Below are 16,478 nucleotides of genomic sequence, written 5' to 3'. Positions count from 1 at the left end.
TGAATCGGAGGGTGTATAACATGAGTGAACGAATGATACGCGTCAAAGATATAGAATTGTGCACGGAAAGTTTCGGCAATCCCGCACATCCGGCAGTCCTGCTCATTATGGGGGCAACGGCTTCCATGCTATGGTGGGAAGAGGATTTCTGCAGGCTGCTGGCCGAGAAAGGCTTCTTCGTGATCCGCTACGATAACCGTGACACCGGGCGCTCCGCAAGCTATGAACCCGGCCGTCCCGGGTATACGTTCGAGGATATGGCGGACGATGCCATCGCCGTTCTGGACGCCTACGGGGTGCAAAAAGCCCATTTCGCGGGCATGTCCATGGGAGGCATGCTCATCCAGATCATCGCGCTCAGGCATCCCGACCGCGTGCAGGGCATCTCGCTTCTGAGCACGATGTATTTCGGCCCGGGATGGGAAGAGCTGCCCCCGATGGAAGCGAAAGTGGAAGCTTTCTTTAATTCCATGGGAGAGATCGACTGGTCCGATCCGCAAGCGCTCCTTCGGAACGCCGTTGACAAATGGCGCATCCTTGCCGGGTCCAAGCATCCGTTCGACGAGGAAAGGGTAACCGTCCTGGCCGAGAGAGACATTGCGAGGGCCCTTAACTACGCAAGCTCTTTCAATCACAGCTATGCGACAGGCGGAGAAGCCTATCTGGGCCGGACTGCCGAGATCCAGGCGCCCGCCCTTGTGATTCACGGGACGGAAGACCCCATCATCCCTTACGGACACGGGAAAGCACTGCGCGACTCTATTCCGGGCGCGGAACTGTTAACGCTTGAGGGTACCGGACACGAGCTGCCGCGAGCCGAATGGCCGGCCATTATCGGCGGCATCGCCAGGTATGCCGCTTTGTAGCATTTAACGCCAAAAAAGCCTTCGGGCCGCTTCTTCAAGCGGTTCCGAAGGCTTTCTTTTGCATTCCGGTCGCCTAATCGCCGGAAGTCGTTCCTCCCGGCGGCACCCCGGCTCCGGCTCATAAGTGTCGTAGACAACCGCGGAGAAGACTTACGTTTCCCCATAAGCTCTTCGTCCGGTTTCTCCTCTCCCATGAAGGCTTCGCGCCGCCGCAGGTGCTTCGCGCGTCTGTCGGGAAACCCGCTCTTACGGCTTCATGTCGATCGGCAGATCCTGATTCACGGTCACTTCCACGTTGGAGCGGACAAGCGAGAGCTCGTAGCTGTCTTTTTTCTCCGCCAGCAGGTATACGTTCAAATAAGGCCCTTGTCCGTTGTCCTCCAATTTTCCATAGCCGGAGATGCCCAAGCTTTCACGGATAGCCTCCTCCTGCCGCATAAACTCGTAGTACTCATCAACCGACTTCTCCGGCAGTTTTTCCCCGACAAAACGGGTCTCCTTTTCCAGCTTTTTGTCCAGTTTGCCTTTTCTGACTTTCAGCTGAAGGTAGCCCTCTTTATGGTATTCCGCACCCTCTATGACGATATCCTGATTTTTGAAAGTGACTGTTTTCGGAAATTTCTCGCTCATGGAGAGTTTAAATGTCACTTCGGGCTTCTGCTCCGTCACGGTGACTTTACCGATATGCAGAACCAATCTCCGCACGTCCTTGTCAAAGAAAACCGAGGATAAGAAAGGAAGCTGCAGGTAGCCGTCCTTCAGCACAAGTCCCGGGCCGGAAGGATCGTACGGGTACACTCGGCCCTTATCGTCTTTGAGGTAAGGCGCCCCCTCTTCGTCCTCCCTAGGGAAATCGTATCCCCAGCCTTCGCGGCCTTTAACAATAACATTCATGGTGGTCGGCTGAATGGTGAGTTTATCCACTTTCAGCTCTTTCCAATCCTTATCTTGTACGGCTGCGGCTATTTCCGGCCGGAATACTTTGTTGTGCAAAATTTTACTGGAATCGAAGGGAACGCCGATTTTCCCGATTTCGTCTATATCCGTTCTACGGAGCGCCGGGTCGGACGTATGTTTTTGCACAGTGAATTGAATCTCGCTGCCGTAATCGAGAAGCCCTCCTGCCGAATCCTCTCCCGGAGAAAGCTGGAACTTGTACGTCTCCTGCCGAACCGGCTTGTTTCCTTCCGTCGTAACGGAGGTGGATGTCCTCGAACCTCCGGCAGGCAAATCTCGGGGAGTTACCCAAATGTCCATGTGCTGGTCTTCGTCGGTTACGTCAAACTCATCGGTGCGGACGAACACCTTGTAGATCAGTTCTTCTTCCGTCAGGTATATATCGCCGATCGTAATCGCCGTACCCCCGAACTGCTTCGTTACGGGTTCGATAGGCGAATAACCGTTGTCGATCGCGTTCTGGACGCCGTCCTTCTTCCGCACATCCGTCAGCCAGTCCACCGCGATCTGGAATCCGGGTACTCCTTTGACGAAGGAAGCGAATGCGGGGGACATTTTCACGCCGAAGGAGAAAACAAGCACCAGCACCGCGGCCGCCGCGCTTCCCGCAGCTGCACGCCGGTATCGGCGGGGTCTCGCGGAAGGAGCCTGCCCGGCGGCGGGCGTGTGCTCCAGCTCTCCGGCGTCGAATTTGTCCGGCAGCTCGCCCGCAAACTGATAGAGCGATTCCGGCACGGCGATATCGTCAAACGACTTGTCCAAAGCCTGCTTTAAACCATGATCGCTCTTCATATCATTATCTCCTTTGTTTGCGGTCTCGTAAGATGGAGATCCCGGCTGAGCTTCAGACGGGCATGATAAAGCCTGGATTTCACCGTTCCCGCCTTCAGTCCCAGCATTCCTGCGATTTCTTCGATACTCAGCTCCTGAAAGTAATACAGCACGATGACCATCCGCTGCTGGAGCTTTAGAGCCAGAACCGCTTCGATCACCCGCTGCGAATTTTCCTTGCGGAGCAAGTTTTCCAGAGGGGATGAACCCTGGTCGGGGATAATCAGGTCGTCGATGTCCAGGCTTTGCCTGTAATTTTGTTCTTTCCGGGCGACATCGATCGAGCGGTTGGCTACCACCCGGCTGAACCATCCTTGAAAACGCCGGATCTCCCTGCCGCTCATAATCGTCGAATATGCTTCTATCAGTGTATTTTGTACGGCCTCTTCCGCCAGCTGTTTAGAGCCCAGAATGGCTAAAGCGGACCGGTATGACTTCGCGATCAGGGGATTGACCAGGGCACGGAATGCGTCCTTGTCTCCCTGCCGGATAGCTTCCAGCTGCTGCTGCTCGGTTTCCAGTTCCATGCTGACACTCCTTCCACACTCTCTCTATCTACTGGCGTAAGAAGTCCGGCTGCGGTTCAAAAAAAACCTCAAAAAACTTTTTTCAGCATGCTCCACAAGGCGTCTGCCGTTATATAAGGCTCTCCGGCGTTTATTCGGCGGACAATCTCGCTGCCCGGCTGATTAATCCCGTCCTCAATCGAGAAAAAAAGCTCGATCCCCGCCCGCCGGCCCTCTACCGCGACAGCGTCCGTATAAGCCCCGTAAGGGAAAGCCAGCAGACGGCGGTGCTTGCCCGTTTCATCATCCAGTCTTTTCTCCAGAAAAGCGATGTCGCTTCGAATCCTTTTCCGATATTCTCCGTCAATTTCGTTACGCTTCTTCTGTTCCAAGAACATCCGGGCGGTTAGCGCCGGGGTCATTATGTCGGTTTCATCTTCCGGAATTTTCCGGTGAAGGTCGTAGGTGTGATTATAGATGCCCATGCCCGCTTCTTTCAGCTCGCGGATCTGATTCCAGTTCAAATGCGGGTCGGCGTCCGGATTGAACAGGTCCGAGGAAATTCCAACGATAAAATTGGAGGCGGACATGCCGTGTTTTTTCAAAATCGGGAGGGCCTCGGTATAAAAGGACTCGTACCCGTCGTCGAAGGTCAGAACAACGGCATTGGGCGGCAATCTCCCGCCTTCCCGCATAAACTGTACAAACTGTTCCATCGGAACGATATGAAATCCCCGGTCTCTCAGCATCTCCATATGCTCCTCAAATTGCCCGGGAGTCACGGTTGAAGGCAAATCCTTACGGTTACCGGACATTTTGCGGATATCATGGTACAGCAGAACGATGGCTTTATTTTCGTAGTAAACCGGCCCAGCCGCATTCTCCCGTCCATTCCCGGTCCATCCAAGCGTAAAAATCAGAACAATCCCGAAAAAAATGCCCCAGGCTGCCAAAACTATGTTTTTCATTCCTATGCTAACCTCTCATACCCCGTATTAAGCGCGCTACACTATAGTCGTAAGCGAACGGCTCCGGGTTCAAATCCGATGAATACGGCACAAAAAAATCCCTCCTGACGGCACGTATGCAACCTTCCGGTCAGCACCATGTCTTTAAGAAGGGACTCATCGGATCTATTCGTTGATCGATCCGGCCGTTTGTTCGCGGGCCGGCAGTTTCTTCCGGCTCTATTATAGCAGGTTTAGCGGATAGGAAGCCTATTGAATCACTTCTTTTCCCAGTCCGCGAGAGAATGATTCAGTTTCTCCAATGTTTCTTCCAGCCGGGAAAGCTCCGCTTCGGGCCAGCTTCCCAAAATTTCCGAATACGCCCCGATACGCGCTTTACGGACATTTCTGAAAACCTCCCTGCCGCGGGGAGTAATTTCAATCAGGCTTGTCCGGCCGTTTCTCTGGTCGGGAGACCGTCTGATAAACTGCTTCGCTTCGAGCGCCGCGATCTGTCTGCTCGCCGTCGATACGTTGAGCCGGAGTTCGTCGGCAATGGCGTTGATGGCCACGGGCTCGCTCTCCTCGAGCTTGCTCAGCAGGATATAGCCGGAACGGTCCAGTTCGCCGAGCTTGGGGCTTATGGCCGTCGTCAGACGCACGAGCAGGGCGATTTCGTATTCGATCTTCTCCAAAATATCTTTCATATCGGCTCCTCCCTGCGCTTCCGCAGGCTCTGAATTGATTACTTTTAGGATACATTCGGCCGCTTGTATTATGCAATCTCGGGTTGAGTATACATCAGTCGGGAGACTCCTCATAGACCATTTGAAGGAGGAAGACCGGTTATTCCCGGTTGATTTATCCGCATTTTGGTGTATACTGCAATTTGTATTATACAACTTGTATGATGAAATATATAAGAATCATGCTTCGGGAGGCTTTCTTAATGACTCAACTCCAAACTACGTCTGCACCCGGGACCGGCTCCGCTGCAGGAACGGGAATCGGAAAAATTCCGTCCTATCTGATTATTTCCGTCCTGACGATTTTGACGATCGGTCCCCAGTATTTTCTGAACGTTTCGTTCATTCTCAATCAGACTTTGATCCAGAACACGCTGACCGCAAGCTCCAAGGGCCTGCTGCTGCTGTCCATCGTGTCCAATCTGGCTTTCGCCCTATGCGTTCCTATCGGACCGGCCGTTACCCGGCGCTACGGCATCCGCAGGAGCTATCCCGCATTTATGCTCGTATTTCTGCTGGGCTCCCTGCTTAATATGTTTGCTCCCGGTATGGAACTCCTTCTGCTGGGAAGAGTTTTGCAGGGCTTCGCTTCGGGCGCGCTGTTCCTTACGATTCTGCCCGTGAGCCTCCGGTCGTTCCCTAACCGGGTACGCAACCGGTTCCTGCTGCTCGCCGTCGGAGGCTTGTTCGGTTCATCCGCCATCGGGGCCCTGCTCGGCTCCCTGTCCCTTACGTCGGATACATGGCGCTGGCTGTTTGCCGTAAGCGCCGTAACGTCCGCGCTGTGCCTGCTCATCGGTCCTTCCGCGCTTCCGGCCGAACCGTCACCGCAGACCCCAAGACCGGCGCTGGACAAGAGCGGCATCGTGTCCCTGGCGCTCTTCATGTCGGTGCTGGCGGTTCCGCTCTATTATTTGCAGGAAAAAGGGCCGGGCTCGCTCTATGTCTGGCCGTTCTTCCTCATCTGCCTGCTGCTGCTCATCCTGTTCCTGACGCTTGATTACGGGAAGGAAAACCCGCTGCTCCCGTGGAAAGCGCTCCTGTTCTCGAAGCCCGTATTCGGCACTCTGATGAGCATAGCCAGCCAAATCTCTTTGATTATCGCCCTGGCCGGCACCAACGGAGTACTGCGAAGCGTGCGGGAAATTCCTTTTATGAACCTCACGTACTTCTATCTCTGGTTTTTCATGGGCATCATGGCGTCCGCTCTGCTCTGCACGGTATTGTACGACCTCCTGGGTCCGGGAATTCTCGGATTCATCGGCTCGCTCGCGGTCATTGCGGTCAGCCTTCAGTGGCTGCATTTAGATATGGAAGCTCCCTTGTCCACGATGTACGGGCAGATCGCCTTTCTGGGCGGCGGCATTTCCATGACGCTGATTTCGGGCGCGCTCGGTACGGCCATGGCGGGCAACCTTCACCACGCGGCTCTGCGCTCGGTATCCCTGCACTTTATGCGCAATCTGGCGGGGGCCGCAGCCGCTCCGTTCGTGGGCTGGTTCCTGTACCGTCACAGCGCCATCCGCTACGAAATGCTCCGCAGCCAAATGAGCGTGACGAATCCGGCCCTGAACGCCAAAATGACGGAGCTGGCAGACCGTCTCATGGCCGGCGGGCTCTCCGCCGCGGAAGCGAAAAAAGCCGCCGCCTCCACTCTTCTCGCAGAGGTGAAAAAATCGGCGCTCCTCGGAGCTTATCAAAATTTGTTCACAATTTTACTCGTGCTCGGCATCATTATGCTGCTGGCCTCCTTCGGCAAGGCCCTGACCGGAAAAGGACGCTCGCTAGTCCAAAAAGAACAAGCCCCGAAAGCTCCGCCCGCACAGGATTCGGTCCCTGTTCTGGCCCTTCTGCAGCCCTCCGCGGAGCCTATCGGACGCTAAAATCGTACATTAACCATCCGGCGGTCAATTAAAATTCGGATTTTGCTATCGACCTTTTTTATCGCCCTATAAAGCATTTTTTATGGAAATATGGTTGCTCTCCCATTAAAAACATGTAATAGTATTAGAAAATTAAACCTTACAGGGCTGGTGAAGTGAATGGGAGTTTCTCTTGGAGGCAAGGCCGTAAACGAAGTGGCGGCAAGAACGTATATTGAAGAAGTTTATCAGACTGTTTTACAGCGTAATGCGAATCAATATGAATTCCAGCAAGCCGTTAAGGAAATCGTGGAATCGCTTGTTCCCGTTTTCGCCAAAAACCCGCATTATATGAAAGCCGGCATTCTCGAAAGACTGGTCGAGCCGGAGAGACTCATTTCGTTCCGCGTTCCCTGGGTGGACGATCAGGGCAATGTTCGGGTAAACCGCGGATTCCGCGTACAGTTTAACAGTGCCATCGGACCTTACAAAGGCGGACTCCGTTTCCATCCTTCCGTAAACGAGAGCATCATCAAATTTCTCGGCTTCGAGCAAATTTTCAAAAATTCCCTGACCGGTCTGCCGATCGGCGGCGGTAAAGGCGGCTCGGATTTCGATCCCAAGGGCAAATCCGACGGGGAAGTCATGCGCTTCACCCAAAGCTTCATGACGGAGCTTTGTAAATATATCGGCCAGGATACGGACGTTCCTGCCGGAGATATCGGCGTCGGAGCCCGCGAAATCGGATTTATGTTCGGACAGTACAAACGGATCCGCGGCGGCTTCGAAGCGGGCGTCCTGACCGGCAAAGGCGTCGGTTACGGCGGCAGCCTGGCCCGCCCGGAGGCGACCGGCTACGGCACCGTTTACTTCGTGCACGAGATGCTCCAGGCCAAGGGCCTGAGCTTTGAGGGAAGCACCGTCGTCGTATCCGGCTCCGGCAACGTGGCGATCTACGCCATGCAGAAAGCCCAGCAGTTCGGCGCGAAAGTGGTGGCCTGCAGCGATTCCGGCGGCTATATCTATGATCCGAACGGAATCAATGTGGAGACGGTCCGCCAGTTGAAGGAAGTCGAGAGAAAACGGATCAGCGAGTATACCCTTCTCCATCCCGGCTCCTTCTATCATGAAGGCTGCGACAAGATCTGGACGATTCCCTGCGATATCGCCCTCCCGTGCGCGACGCAGAACGAAATCGACATCACGTCCGCCAAGACTCTTATCGGCAACGGGGTAAAAGCTGTCGGTGAAGGCGCGAATATGCCGACGACGCTTGACGCAATCGACGCCTTCCTGCAGGCAGGCGTTCTCTTCGGCCCGGCTAAAGCGGCCAACGCCGGAGGCGTGGCGGTTTCCGCGCTGGAAATGTCGCAGAACAGCATGCGCCAATCCTGGACGTTCGAAGAGGTGGATGCGAAGCTCCACCAGATTATGAAGAACATTTACCAGGCTTCGATTCAGGCGGCCGCCGAGTACGACCACGCGGACAACCTTGTCGTGGGCGCGAATATCGCGGGCTTCAAGAAAGTGGCCGACGCCATGATCGCCCAAGGCGTCATTTAATCTTCCATACGCCCGGACATATACACGAAAAGCCTCACCGCCTTTAAGGCCGGTGGGGCTTTTTTTTCATAACAAAACAATCTGGCCGCCCATCGTATCAACGCCCCGGCGGCACAGCGCCACCGCCGTCCGGCAGCGCTTCACTGCTGCCGGCGACAAGCGCGCCGGAATCGGCCGTCAGACGGGCTGCAAGGGCCTTTGACGGCCCGGCACTCCGCTGTTGCATCTTCCCGGACGTTTCGCCCATTTCGGCGGCATTGACGGGTTCCTGCGGCCTCCGGGAGAGCGCTCCGCTTTATTCCGGTTCGCTCTCTACCTTTTCACCCCTAATTCCGGAATCCGGTTGAGGCTGTTGCCCCGAGAAATCCCGCGTTCCAGAGGAAATCTCATCCCACTACAACTTCACCCTACAACTTAAAGGACTTGCGGGTACGACATACCTACTCGGTCTGCTCCAGAGTGGACCGGCACAGCTTTAATTCGCTGCGCATTCTGTCCAGCTCTTCAATCGTGGTGTCCAGCTCTTCATAGCCGCCGAACGTCGGAAATTTTTTTCAAATCCTTCTGTTCATATCGAAATTGAGAGGATGGTGTAATTTTTTGTCGAAATACGAAAACAAAATGTAAACTGCATTTTAAAAGATTACATTTCATGTAATGGCCATACATGAGTCTGTACAAAGGAGCGATGCAAAAAAAGACCTGACCTATTACCGCCGGACCAGCCATTAACCCGCAAAGGCGTCGGCCGGAATCAGCCGCCAGCTTGCCGAACGTTCGAAGGAGATCGGCGCCTTCTCCAAGACACAGAATGAGGCCGAAGCCGAGGAACAACTGGCCGCGATGAAAAAAGTCGAAGCGATAGCGTATGCACTTACAGTTTTGCCGCATTAATTTCCAGGAAATCCAGCTGAAATTCAAGTTATGAGCAGCAACGGAATGCTGAAAGTTCCGCTTTCTCTTCAGGCAGCGCCTGCGTGCAACTCTATTTCACACTATACAGGGAAATTTAAATGGATATCGTTAAGGGAGGGTTATCTATGAAGCGTTTAAACCGGCTGCGCAGCGTGCAGGGAAAATTGTTTATGATTATAGCCGCAGCACTGCTGCTGCCCGCATCTCTGCTCGGTTATCTCACCTACAAGCAGACCGAATTCGTCAATTACACGGCAGTAACCGGTAAAAAAGAAGAGTTGGAAAAACTGTCTCCCCGCTTCGCCAAAATGTTCTCCGAAGCGGAGAAGCTTGTTCTGGAAGCAGCCGCCAAACCCGAAATGCAGCTCGATAAATATGCCTTCCCTGAACCCAAGCGGACCGATTATCAGAATATGCAAAAAGTAAACGATGTCCGGCAAAACGATTTTTACGTGAATTTTTTCCCTACCCTGCTCGATAAGAGTTATTATTTGAGCATGTTCTATACGACGGTCAAAGGCCAGTCCTATATTTACCCCAAGGTTCCCCTTGAAGTCGATCTCACGAATTTCGATTCGCGGGAACGCGGCTGGTACAAAGCGGCCATCGCCAACCCGGATCAGGTAAATTGGACCGATCCGTACATGGACGCCGTGAACACCAGCATCTCGACCATGACGCTGTCCAAAGCCGTCAAGGACGCCAGCGGAACTATTATCGGCGTCATCGGGCTTGATTTCGGCTTGAACGCCATGTCCGGTGTGATGCGCGACAATATCAAGATCCAGACCATCTGGATTCTCGGGATTACCTTTGTCATCGGCATGACCGGTCTTTACCTGTTTGTGCGCCAGTTTGCCGCCCGGATTAAGGCGCTGCGCAGCGGGATGCACAAACTGGAGGCGGGCGATTTCACACATAAGGTGAAGCTGAAGGGACAAGACGAGATCGCCGATCTCGCCAGAAGCTTTAACGACATGGCCCTCTCCCTGGCCGGGCTGATCCGCCAGGTATCGGTTTCGGCGCATACCGTGACAGAGGTAGCCGGCGAAGTGTTTCAGCAGACGAAGTCGTTCTCCGGCTCTTCGCTGGAGGTCACCCGGTCCGTCGAGGAAATCGCCACCGGGGCGGGCGAGCAGGCGGCCGTAGCCGAGCAGAACAGCCAGATGGTGAACGACATCGACTCGCTGATGCTCCGGCTCCGGGAAGATACCGGAGAGACGGTAGCCATCGCGCAGGATACGGAAGAACTGAGCGCGGCCGGACTCCGGCAGCTGAATTCCCTGCAGGATCTTGCGGCGGAAGGAACCCGGAAGAACGAGCATACCCATGCCATCGTTCACGCGCTTAAAACGAAGTCCGAGGAAATCAGCCATATCATCCGGATTATCCGGGAGATCGCTTCGCAAACCAACCTGCTTGCGCTGAATGCCTCCATCGAGGCCGCCAGAGCCGGTGAACACGGATCGGGCTTTGCCGTCGTCGCTCATGAGGTGAAGAAGCTGGCCCAACAGTCGGAGCAGTCCGCCGACATTATCAACTCCATCGTCATGGACATTCAGCAGGAAATCGGCAGTACGCTGTCGTCTTTCTCCGAGTATAACGAGCTGATGAGCCAGCAGAATCAGTCCCTGGAAAATACAAAGGTCGCTTTTGCCGGCATCTCCGACGCGGTCGAAAGAACCACTTCCCGCATTCAAGTGATGTCCGAGAGCATCGAGAAAATTACCGCGATAAAAGACGGCATGCTGAATTCCATCTCGAACTTGTCCGCAATCAGCCAGCAGACGGCGGCCGGAACCGAGGAAGTCGCCGCAACGATGGAAGAGCAGCGGACGGCCGTCGTCGCCCTGACCGACATGTCCGACCAGCTTAAAGCGACGGCACAGCATCTGATCGGCGAGACCCAAAGATTCAAGCTGGAGCCGGACAACTGACCGGAACCCCGCTTTACGCGGCCGGATAAAGCCCGTTTATCCGGCCAGCAAGCCCGTTTGCGCCCGGAATAGGGCGGCCGAGCCGGAAATAGGTCACCCCTGTGCCGAAGCGCAACCGCTCCGTACAGGGGTGATTTGTTTTTTTACCGAAGACCATTCAATAGTAAGTAACCTCGCTCCGGGTCCCGAGCGGAATCATTTCATAGAGGTAACGCTGAACCCTCTCTTTGACCGCATCGGTAACGGGAATCGAAGCCCGGGCCACGAAATGGACGGTGCCCGTGACGGAGTCGTACCGGCTGAACGTAAAGCGGATACTCATCGTGAACAAATCGTTCAGCGCCGCCGCAATGCGGTACTGGTTGGATTCCCGGGCCACCGCCGCTTTCCAGATCGTCTCCGGCAGCTCCTGGATGCGGGCCTGGGGAATACTGTCCGTCTTGAGCTGGTCGTAAGGTTTTACTTTAAAACAAACATGAGGAAGCAAATAACTCGAAGCGAATTCTTTCAATTTGGCCATATCTTCGGCGGTAAGAAGCAGTTCTTCGTTCCACGCGTAAATGACCGCCGTATTTTTACCGTCTGTATGAACACGGACATATCTCAAATGAGGATAGCGCTGCTGTATCAACTGCTCGGCTAATAATCGGGTTCCCACCAGCCTCACCTCGGCGAAAAAGTTTGGATATCCACTCTGCGAACGGTTACAAAACTTTCCGGCGCTTCTGTTCCGGTTGTACAGTATATGCAGCGCGGGCTTTCCGCGTTCAAACCAAATACCGCCCTCCATGACGGGGGACGGTATTTGTTGCAGCGTTCTTACTGAACCTCGATGGTAAGAAGGGCCGGAACCTCGCGGGTCAGGCTCAGCAGTTCTTCCACCCGGTACGTTTCGGGCAGCCTTACGGTGATCTCCAGAACTATTTCGTCCGTTTCCTTGGCTGCATTGTCCATCGTGAAGCTGAGCACTTCGATGCCCCTGCCTCGGATGGCCGCCAGCATGTTCTCCAAAGCATCCGGCTCGTTGGCCAGACGCATGAACAAGTGCTCGCTTCTCGGAGACGCAAGCCAGTTGAACCGGCCGTGCAGCACCTTCTGCGCAGCCAGGATCAGCAGCGTTACGCCGATTCCGAGCCCGTACATGCCGGAACCGACGGCCATCCCCACACCGGCGGTAGCCCAGATGCCGGCAGCGGTCGTAAGCCCCTTCACCGTCCGCTTCTGCATGAAGATCATGCCGGCGCCCAGGAAGCCGACTCCGCTGACCACCTGCGAAGCCACACGGGAAGGGTCTAACCCGAGATTGGGCCAGTCCAGCTGGTCCTGGAAGCCGTATTTGGATATCGTCATCATAAGCGCCGCACCCACGGCCACAACAAAATGAGTCCGGATCCCCGCTTCCTTGGAGCGGCTTTTCCGCTCGTAGCCGATAAGCGCTCCGCATATCCCGGCGACAAGCACCCTCAACAAGTAATCGAATTGAACCATATTCTCACTCCCTGCCGCGTCTTTCCACTATAAGACGGCCGGAGCCGTTAAGCCGATCGGCCATCAAGCGATTAAACCGCTGAACCGTCAGAATAACGCCGTCCTGGCGGTTTCCTGTTTATTACCCCGTTTTGGCTGTCTGATTTCCAGCTTATGCAGCTTTTTTCAATCGTAGCCCTTTTCCTTCGCGATATCCGGCTTTGTCCAGTTTACGCAAGTTTCCAGGATCAGAGACATCAGGATCCCCACCACCAGACCGTTGCCCGCAAGCGGACAGATATAAACGGGCAGCGCCGAGAATACAGCGGAGGGCGTGTTCATGATGCTGACACCGAGCAGAATAGGCAAGGCCAGCCGGTAAATGGTCTTGGAATCGAATCTTGTTCCCTCCACCGAACGGACGGCCGTACCGAACATTTGCAGATAAGCGACGAAAAGAACGGCGCTCCCGACACTGACCGGCAGACCGGAAAACCATCCTCCGAGAGGCGGGATAAGCCCCAGCACGAGAAAAAGCCCTCCGCCGATTGCGAGAGCCTGGCGGTGCAGGATCTTCATGCTCTCCAGCAGCCCTATCGAAGAGGTGAAGGTGCCGAACGGGATCAGGCCGAATACCGGCGTCAGCAGGGTCATCAGGCCGGTGATCAGGAACGAGCGGCGGTACTGGCTCTCCGTGGCGGCTTCGCCGTACAGCTTTTCGGCGGCTTTTAAAGACGTCACCGTGTTGGACATGTTGATGAAACCGACGATGAAAGAAGCCGCCATGATGCCGGCATCCACCCGGGGAATTCCCCATGGAAAAAGCCCCTGTACGGCAGCAGCGCGGTCCGGCATACTGCCGGGAGCCGGGAAGGTGAGCCCGTAAGCGGCCCAGCCCAGCAGAATGCCGAAGAGCATGGCAAAGTTGCTCACCCATCCGTGCCCCTTCATATAAACCACCGCGACAAATAGCGCGATCAGCACCGACAGAAGGGCTACCGGCGGATTCATCCGCCCGTCCTCCCCGACGCCGAGCATGCCTTTGAAGAAGTTGGCCATAAGCTGGGCGGACAGAAGGAACAGAGAGACGCTGATGACGACCGGGTTAAACAGCCTGCGCAGAATACGCGCGAAACCGAGCAGCCCGAGGACGGCCATCATCAAGCCGGATAGGAGGTACCCGGCGGCAAGTCCCCCGCCGACCGCCTTCATATCCGCGCCGCTTGCGGCGGCCGATGCGGCGATGCTGAGCGTGAAGCCCCACCAGACACCGGCCGGACCGTCCATCAGGGCGAGCCGGTGGCCCCAGTATGCCTGGAGCATGCAGGCGGCACCGGTCAGCACAAAGGACACCTGCAGGGAGAAGGTGATCTGACCTGGCGGCAGCTGGAAGACGTGTCCCAGTGTGAGCGGCACCACAATCGTGTTCGTCAGGATGAAAAACATCCATTGAAGACCCGCCAGACCGATCTTGGGCGTTAATGCCGCGCGCATGTTCAGGCCTGGCTTTCTTTCCAGACCGCGTAGGGATGATCCGGACAATCCGGCTCCACGCGGACAAGCTGGACGACTCTTTTCTCGGGAGCAAGCGCCAACTGATCGTAAACGAATTTCGTACTCATTCCGATTCGTGAGGCTTCCTCTTCCGTATACGCATAATAGACGGCCTTGAATTTAGCCCAGTAGACGGCGGACAGGCACATCGGGCAGGGCTCGCCGCTGGCATACAGCTCACAGCCGGATAAATCGGGCTGCCGGAGCACACGGCTCGCTTCCCGTATGGCCTGGATTTCGGCATGTGCGGTAGGATCGTGCGTTTCCAGCACATCGTTCACGCCTTCGGCGATAATCCGGCCGTCTTTTACAATAACGGCCCCGAACGGCTTGCCCTTTTTTTCACGGGTATTCGTGCATGCAAGCTCTACGGCCCGCTTTATAAAAACATCAGTAGAATCCATCGGATAGTTCCCTCTTTCCATGACTCGGATTTATACGGCATTTCCATGGTATCATGATGGGAAGTATATAAATAATATCAATAAAATTTGTTTCCTATATGATTTTCGTATGGAAAAAGGAGACGATCGGGTTGGATCTGAAACAACTTCATTATTTCAAAGCCATCGCGGAAGAAGGACAGATTACGGCCGCCGCCAAAAAACTTCATATCGCCCAGCCTCCGCTCAGCCAGCAGCTGAAAGCGATGGAAGAAACGCTCGGCGCCGCTTTATTCCGCAGAGAAGGCCGAAGAATGCTGCTCACCGAGGAAGGCCGGACCCTGTACAAACACGCGGTTAAAATCATCGCTTCCATGGAAGAAGCGCAGGAAGAGATTCATGCCGTCCGGAGCGGCTGGTCGGGCAAGCTCTGCATCGGGGTCAATACACTGTCCGACGATCTGCTTCCCCGTATACTGGGCGAATTCAGGCAGAACTATCCCCGATTTACGTTCAAAATCCATCAGAACGAATCGTCGCTTCTCTGCCGGCTGCTCAAAGAACAGGCCATCGATTTGGCCATTGTTCGCATGCCGCTTCCCCTGCCGCTGCAGGATTTCACGGTGCATTATGTGCGTTCGGAGCGTTACTGCTTCGTAACGGCGGCCGGCGACATGCAGGCGCAGAGCCCCGTCACGTTCGAGCAGATCCGCGAGTATCCGCTGATTATTCCGAGTACGGAGGGGCTGGGACTTCATCATATGATCCACGAAGAATTCGCGAAAAGGCGGCTCGAACCCGACATCGTGTGCGAGTGTTCCGACATGTCCACCCTGCTTCAGCTCGTTTCTTCGGGACTCGGAGCCGGAATCGTGCCGGAAACCGTGCCGAAGCTGCATCCGGGCCCGCTTCTCCGGTATATTCCCCTCGAAGGCGACATCCTTCCGGCGCAATCGGCCTTGATCGGCCTGAAGGACGGGTGGCTTTCACGGGCTTCCCGGGCGTTTATCGACGCTTACCGGAACTGGTAATCTGCGCGCGTCCGAACTTCTCCTCCAGCTGCCGCATCATGGCTTCCCGGTTATCGGCGAACTGCTTGTGGCGGTGACCGTTCGCCCCGGAAGGATGCGGAAACCCGTGCAGAATGCCGCACTTCCCGAGCAGTCCTTCCTCTTCCATCCGCTGCAGCAGACCTTCTACCGTCTTTCCAAGCGGAATAATCAGCGCCCCGGGCTGCCGCTCCAATTCTTCCTTCGTGAAAGCGAAGGCGGTTTCCCGCAGAAATTCATCGGACAGAAGAGGCGGCTGCGCGCCCGTGTAGTTTTTTCCCTGTACGAAAACGGGGTACCGCAGCAGAGAAGTCGTATGCAGCACGGAGCCGATGCCTTGCGTGAACAGCTCCTCGCTCGAAGCCAGTCCCAGATAGCGGTGCAGCTCAAGACCGTCCAGCATCGAAATCAGGTTGCGCCGCATGCTTCCCGAGAACCTTGCCGCTTCTTTCGCCTTTCGGACGATTTCGTCGTCCGGCAGTCCTTGGAGCAGACCGGCCCTGGCCGTTTCGAAGGCCGTTTTCATTTGGGTCCAGCCCGGCGTAATCCCCACGATCACGACTTGGGCGCCCGGACGGACAAATTCGTTGTGAGGCGCGTAATACATGGCCAGCCGGCCGCTTCTCTTCATCAGAAAATCACCTGTGAGAAGGTCTTCCTTGGTGAGCGGACGATCCGCCGGCAGTGAAAGAATAGCGGGCTTGTACGTATGGAATTCGCTTGTCGGCAGCATGTCAGGCTGACCTCCTTTCTATTGGGGTTCTAAGAGGGATAGGTTCCGGACGCTTGTTTCGGATAACAATGTAACGCTTCTGCCTGCTCCGGACGTCCGCTCTCTTGCCCGCTCGTATCAATAAAAGGCCGGAACCGCATAAAGCACGGATTCCAGCCTCTG

The 16,478-nt window shown here is 55.3% G+C and carries 14 protein-coding genes; 5 read left to right on the top strand and 9 right to left on the bottom strand.

The window, feature by feature from the left end; translation table 11 throughout:
• Nucleotides 1-20 precede the first annotated feature (20 nt).
• A complete protein-coding gene (locus tag ACI48J_RS00410) occupies nt 21-866 on the top strand; it encodes an alpha/beta fold hydrolase (RefSeq protein ID WP_326051384.1) in 846 nt (281 codons plus the stop codon).
• Nucleotides 867-1,112: 246 nt separating this feature from the next.
• Here the strand turns inward: ACI48J_RS00410 and ACI48J_RS00405 are convergent, their stop codons facing one another.
• From ACI48J_RS00405 to ACI48J_RS00390, 4 genes are all read right to left on the bottom strand, one after another.
• Nucleotides 1,113-2,615: a DUF4179 domain-containing protein gene (locus ACI48J_RS00405; protein WP_405081173.1), complete on the bottom strand. Its 1,503-nt coding sequence runs from the start codon at nt 2,613-2,615 to the stop codon at nt 1,113-1,115.
• Complete coding sequence (locus ACI48J_RS00400) at nt 2,612-3,181, bottom strand: RNA polymerase sigma factor (protein WP_405081172.1); 570 nt, start codon at nt 3,179-3,181, stop codon at nt 2,612-2,614. Before ACI48J_RS00400 ends, ACI48J_RS00405 begins: the two co-directional genes overlap by 4 nt.
• 68 nt (nt 3,182-3,249) lie before the next feature.
• Nucleotides 3,250-4,128 (bottom strand): polysaccharide deacetylase family protein, encoded by an 879-nt coding sequence (locus tag ACI48J_RS00395; protein WP_405081170.1) that lies wholly within the window; start codon nt 4,126-4,128, stop codon nt 3,250-3,252.
• Between the two features lie 257 nt (nt 4,129-4,385).
• The gene (locus ACI48J_RS00390) at nt 4,386-4,814 is read right to left on the bottom strand and encodes a MarR family transcriptional regulator (RefSeq protein ID WP_326051380.1); all 429 of its coding nucleotides are present in this window, start codon (nt 4,812-4,814) and stop codon (nt 4,386-4,388) included.
• A 242-nt stretch (nt 4,815-5,056) separates the two neighbouring features.
• Here ACI48J_RS00390 and ACI48J_RS00385 point away from each other — a divergent pair, with 242 nt between their 5' ends.
• The 3 genes from ACI48J_RS00385 to ACI48J_RS00375 all read left to right on the top strand — a co-directional run bounded on the left by ACI48J_RS00385 (nt 5,057) and on the right by ACI48J_RS00375 (nt 11,130).
• Complete coding sequence (locus tag ACI48J_RS00385; protein WP_405081169.1) at nt 5,057-6,736, top strand: MFS transporter; 1,680 nt, start codon at nt 5,057-5,059, stop codon at nt 6,734-6,736.
• A gap of 159 nt (nt 6,737-6,895) precedes the next feature.
• The gene (gene gdhA / locus ACI48J_RS00380; protein ID WP_326051378.1) at nt 6,896-8,278 is read left to right on the top strand and encodes an NADP-specific glutamate dehydrogenase; all 1,383 of its coding nucleotides are present in this window, start codon (nt 6,896-6,898) and stop codon (nt 8,276-8,278) included.
• A gap of 1,040 nt (nt 8,279-9,318) precedes the next feature.
• Nucleotides 9,319-11,130, top strand: coding sequence for a methyl-accepting chemotaxis protein (locus ACI48J_RS00375; RefSeq protein WP_405081168.1), 1,812 nt, complete (start codon nt 9,319-9,321; stop codon nt 11,128-11,130).
• A 157-nt stretch (nt 11,131-11,287) separates the two neighbouring features.
• Here ACI48J_RS00375 and ACI48J_RS00370 read toward each other — a convergent pair whose 3' ends face one another.
• From ACI48J_RS00370 to ACI48J_RS00355, 4 genes are all read right to left on the bottom strand, one after another.
• Nucleotides 11,288-11,788: a hypothetical protein gene (locus ACI48J_RS00370; RefSeq protein WP_405081166.1), complete on the bottom strand. Its 501-nt coding sequence runs from the start codon at nt 11,786-11,788 to the stop codon at nt 11,288-11,290.
• 161 nt (nt 11,789-11,949) lie between these two features.
• Entirely contained in the window at nt 11,950-12,618 is a 669-nt protein-coding gene (locus tag ACI48J_RS00365; protein WP_326051375.1) for an MgtC/SapB family protein, read from the bottom strand.
• Between the two features lie 165 nt (nt 12,619-12,783).
• Nucleotides 12,784-14,091 carry a uracil/xanthine transporter gene (locus ACI48J_RS00360; protein WP_405081164.1) on the bottom strand — a complete coding sequence of 436 codons (1,308 nt, stop codon included), beginning with the start codon at nt 14,089-14,091 and terminating at the stop codon, nt 12,784-12,786.
• Nucleotides 14,092-14,093: 2 nt separating this feature from the next.
• Nucleotides 14,094-14,555: a nucleoside deaminase gene (locus ACI48J_RS00355; RefSeq protein WP_326051373.1), complete on the bottom strand. Its 462-nt coding sequence runs from the start codon at nt 14,553-14,555 to the stop codon at nt 14,094-14,096.
• Nucleotides 14,556-14,686: 131 nt separating this feature from the next.
• Here ACI48J_RS00355 and ACI48J_RS00350 point away from each other — a divergent pair, with 131 nt between their 5' ends.
• A complete protein-coding gene (locus ACI48J_RS00350; RefSeq protein ID WP_326051372.1) occupies nt 14,687-15,565 on the top strand; it encodes a LysR family transcriptional regulator in 879 nt (292 codons plus the stop codon).
• Here ACI48J_RS00350 and ACI48J_RS00345 read toward each other — a convergent pair.
• Nucleotides 15,540-16,316 carry a hypothetical protein gene (locus ACI48J_RS00345; RefSeq protein WP_405081163.1) on the bottom strand — a complete coding sequence of 259 codons (777 nt, stop codon included), beginning with the start codon at nt 16,314-16,316 and terminating at the stop codon, nt 15,540-15,542. The genes ACI48J_RS00350 and ACI48J_RS00345 overlap by 26 nt on opposite strands.
• Between the last annotated feature and the right edge of the window lie 162 nt (nt 16,317-16,478).

Origin of the sequence: Paenibacillus chitinolyticus (assembly GCF_045038035.1) — a bacterium.
Classification (GTDB): domain Bacteria; phylum Bacillota; class Bacilli; order Paenibacillales; family NBRC-103111; genus Paenibacillus_F; species Paenibacillus_F chitinolyticus_A.
Note: the sequence above shows the minus strand (reverse complement) of the source record. Positions and strands in the feature narration are given on the sequence as shown.